Here is a 3,845-nt window from a genome sequence, read left to right on the forward strand (position 1 = left end):
GAAGCGTACCCTAACTGGTAGTTGACCGCCTCTCTCCTATGCACCATGGGCATTGCACTTATTATCTGAATTCACGACTGAATAGCGTGCGGCGATGAGCGACGTCAGCCAAATCAACGAGAAAATAACGAGCAAACTAGAGTGAGGTAGTCGTCCTGCTCGCTCCAGACAGCCTCAATCTGCAGCAACAAGAACAGTACAAACACCAACAGAAGTCGCCTTCATGCATTACGAGCCCATTTCTATCGTCTCGGCTCACAGACTCATATCGATTCATCTCATCACCAACAAGCAACACCATGACTCAACACCCACTATCTTTGCCGCCCGCCATGCCGCTGTTTGACAGCCTGATCTATCTGGAAGCAGGCAACCCACAGGTCAATCAGTACCTTGCCAACCTCAGCCTCAACGATGTGCCCGATGCCGGACTGGTTTACGAACTGGCGGTCGACTGGCTGCTGGAGCAGCGCAACAGCGAAAACAATTACAAAACCTATCGCAGCGAGCTGACCACTTTTTTGCACTGGTGCTTTCGCGAGGCTGCCATCAGCCCGAAAGATCTCACTCGCCGCATCATGATCCGCTATCTCGACTACTGTCAGTCACCCCCTGACGAGTTGATCGCCTATCGCAACGTGGCGCAGTTTGTCCTCGACAAGGAGTGGGGAGAGCGATTGCCCAATCCGCAATGGCGACCGTTTCTCGGCAAGCGGGAGCTGGGCCGCACCTTGCCCTATCGTCTGAGCGAGCAGGCGATGAAGACCAAGCTGGCCATCTTGTCGGCCTTCTTCCAGTTCCTGATCCAGGAGGAGTACATGGACCGCAATCCCGCCCTGCTGCTGCAACGGGTCAAACGACCGCAGCAGCCGGAGGAGGGCGAGCAGGTGCAATGCTTTAGCGAGTTGCAATGGTCCTACGTGATGCAGGCCTCCGAAACCCTGGCCAGCGACCACCCTGAACAGCATGAACGCAGCCGCTTTCTCATCATTCTGATGTATGCCTGCTATCTACGGATTTCGGAGGTTGCCGCCAGGCCTGGCTTTACGCCGGTGATGGGGCAGTTTCGCCGGGAGCGAAAAACCGGCGTTTGGGGATATTTCATTCCACAGAGCAAGGGGGGAAAACGGCGTACCGTGGCGGTCTCCCAGGCGCTGTTGGCGGCACTCGAACGCTACCGCAGCTTCCTCGGTCTCTCCCCGTTGCCGACACCGGACGAGCAAACGCCGCTATTCGTTCGCCATAAAGCGGCCGCCCACGGCCGCGAGCAGGGCGAACTCAACGCCAACCTCGGCATTCGCCAGTTACGGGATTTGATCATGGTGATCATCGGCAAGGGGGCCGAGCTAGCCGAGCAGGATGGCTTTGCCCAGGATGCGGCCGAAATGCGGCAACTCTCTCCCCACGCCATTCGCCATACCGGGATCACCCATGACATCAACCTGCACGGGCGGCCGCTCTCCCACGTACAGGCCGATGCCGGACATGACAGCATCGACACCACCTCGAAATATCTGCACACCAGCAACAGTGAACGGCATGAGAGTGCACAGCAGAAACCGCTGGACCGCTTAAATAGCAAAAGTGAGAGATAACAACCATAAAAAACCAACGGCCAGTGTGACTTTGCCCTGTTCTCTGCAGGTTATTTTTGACACAAAGAGTGGTTCATTAAGGTCTCATACAAGCTGGAGCTGTTACTTTGCACTTCTCCAAAATGGCAATCGGTTCAGGGAACACTTTCGTGGCTCACACGGGGCGGTAAGGAACGAGCGCGTTGCCATCAGCGGGATAAACCGTTATCCCGTAGCAGAGAGAAAACAAACAATTACATAGCTTGCTGAAATACCGAGACACCCTATGCCGCTAGATATCATCAAAAAAACCTACAAGATTGTCGGACAAGGCGATCTGATGGCGCAATTTACCCTGATCCCTTCAGGCACCTTGAACATCTGGTTTCCCGACACCGGATTACAAATGGAAGCACCCTGCAGTCAGCTTCGCTTTGAAAATGACACCCTGCTCTATACCAATGGGATGCACTACAGCCAGGCGAGGGCATTCTGGTCGCTAACGCTTCATGGTGTCGATATGAGTGAACTGAAGAGACTGATCATTGAGGTGTGCAATAATTGCCGACCCGCGCACCAACCAACCGTCATGCCAAAACGCAAACGGTGGTTGACCGCCTGAAGGATCAACAGCAAGGCCGGTATCGCAAGATACCGGCCTTTTTCACGTCATGACGCAGCGTTGAAAAGCGAACAGAGTAGCGGGATCAGCAATATCCGGATTGGCCGCCACGAATGCAACACTTTAATAACATTGATATTTATTACTGACATGGCCCTTGCATATCCAGTCATCATTGGTGATATTGATATCAATATGACCCGATACCAAGGAGCAGGTATGCAAGTGGCAGTGGTGGAAAAGACATTCAGGATCGTCGGAAAAGGTTCGCTAATAGCCCAGTTCACCTTTATCTCATCAGGTACGCTGCATATCTGGTTTCCGGATGTGGGACTGCAGATGGAGGCCCACTGCAAACAGCTGCGTATCGAAGATTGCACCATTATCTATACCAATGGCCTCCATCACGGCCAGCCGCGAGCACTCTGGTCCTTGACCCTCCATCACGACGATATGAACGAGCTCAAGCGTATCTTGCAGCAATTCAATACCAGCCTCTATTTAACCTGCCAGCCTCCCACTATGGCTATCGCCAAGCAGGCCTTGAGCCTGAATTGACTCAGCTCGCCAGGCAGCATTGTTTCAAATAGACCCGTCTTTACACCAAGGTCCAAACCGGGGGAGGGGATATCACCCATCTCCCGATGACTACTGATGCGCCTGAAGGTTTTATACGCAGCCCCATACTGAGCGTCGGGATGATTACTTCAAGCCGGAACAGGCATCACCTGACTTTCTGGTTGAGCGCAAAGAGATTGTGGGCGAGGGGACGCTGCCGGATCAGTTGGCCAGGCCGACCTCTATATTCTCAAGCGGCAGGGGTACAGGATCGCTGGGTTGACCGACTTGAGTCGTGACTTGGGCAACATTGCAGAAAATAGCCGCAAAGGTGTTTCATCTTGGATGAGCAGACTTCATGAGGGGGTTTGGTACCACAGATGATTACACCTCCTCGTCATCTCTCACAATGATGCCGATAAATCCAGTTATCGGCATTACACACCAGGGGCCATCTCGGCCCCTTTTTATCATTTGGCGACCGCTTAAAATGCTTTTAAATCAGCTTGTTACTGAATGACTCATGTAATGAGGGAAGAAGAGCGGCTCATCTTCGCAATTCTCACCTCTGCTGTGGCAAAGTCTGCCCGCCAACCTGGCATGGTTAAACCTCAACCAGCTAGGCCCATGTTCATTTTTCAAAAGGTAATACACATGACTACTGATTACACCCATCAAGACTCTAAGCTGACGTTTTTGTTTCCAGAATCGCTTGGTGTCAACCGTTTCAAGCTTGTTGAGCAGCGTGCAGACCATGTGCATGTTTTCACGTTCACACTGCGAGACGAACAGCCAGGCTCTGAGCTCAATCAGGCTTTGCACAAAGCCATTCGTGACAAGGCCATTGTGCAGTTAATCGTGACCCGCGGTGGTTCAGTCATTCGTGATTTGAATGTTGTTGTGAGTGAATCAGCGACTGAAAAACCCAATGACTACCGCCTGAGCGTTGCGAAAGCCTGAAGATCAACCATCAAGGGGCCTCTGGCCCCTTTGTTCTACCTACAGGCATGATTGCGCATAATGTCCAGTGTTTATGTTTAGCGCTGCCGGCCTGCTAACCTGCGAAGCAGCAGGACGCCCGAAGGGGCGTT

The 3,845-nt window shown here is 52.8% G+C and carries 4 protein-coding genes; all 4 read left to right on the forward strand.

Going from position 1 to position 3,845, the window contains the following annotated elements; translation table 11 throughout:
• Window positions 1-299 precede the first annotated feature (299 nt).
• The 4 genes from OKC27_RS16220 (at window position 300) to OKC27_RS16235 (ending at window position 3,714) form a co-directional block, all read left to right on the forward strand.
• Window positions 300-1,595 (forward strand): tyrosine-type recombinase/integrase, encoded by a 1,296-nt coding sequence (locus OKC27_RS16220; protein ID WP_232093530.1) that lies wholly within the window; start codon window positions 300-302, stop codon window positions 1,593-1,595.
• A gap of 265 nt (window positions 1,596-1,860) precedes the next feature.
• The gene (locus tag OKC27_RS16225; RefSeq protein WP_042655808.1) at window positions 1,861-2,196 is read left to right on the forward strand and encodes a hypothetical protein; all 336 of its coding nucleotides are present in this window, start codon (window positions 1,861-1,863) and stop codon (window positions 2,194-2,196) included.
• Between the two features lie 60 nt (window positions 2,197-2,256).
• The gene (locus OKC27_RS16230; protein WP_232093531.1) at window positions 2,257-2,754 is read left to right on the forward strand and encodes a hypothetical protein; all 498 of its coding nucleotides are present in this window, start codon (window positions 2,257-2,259) and stop codon (window positions 2,752-2,754) included.
• A 654-nt stretch (window positions 2,755-3,408) separates the two neighbouring features.
• Window positions 3,409-3,714: a hypothetical protein gene (locus OKC27_RS16235; protein WP_182937436.1), complete on the forward strand. Its 306-nt coding sequence runs from the start codon at window positions 3,409-3,411 to the stop codon at window positions 3,712-3,714.
• Window positions 3,715-3,845 lie beyond the last annotated feature (131 nt).

Source organism: Aeromonas sp. QDB62 (genome assembly GCF_027705695.1).
GTDB classification, from domain to species: domain Bacteria; phylum Pseudomonadota; class Gammaproteobacteria; order Enterobacterales; family Aeromonadaceae; genus Aeromonas; species Aeromonas allosaccharophila.

What these genes read in the sequence shown, in the direction of transcription:
- OKC27_RS16220 (WP_232093530.1), top strand. Translation starts at nt 300, where the DNA reads ATGACTCAACACCCACTATCTTTGCCGCCCGCCATGCCGCTGTTTGAC.
- OKC27_RS16225 (WP_042655808.1), top strand. Translation starts at nt 1,861, where the DNA reads ATGCCGCTAGATATCATCAAAAAAACCTACAAGATTGTCGGACAAGGC.
- OKC27_RS16235 (WP_182937436.1), top strand. Translation starts at nt 3,409, where the DNA reads ATGACTACTGATTACACCCATCAAGACTCTAAGCTGACGTTTTTGTTT.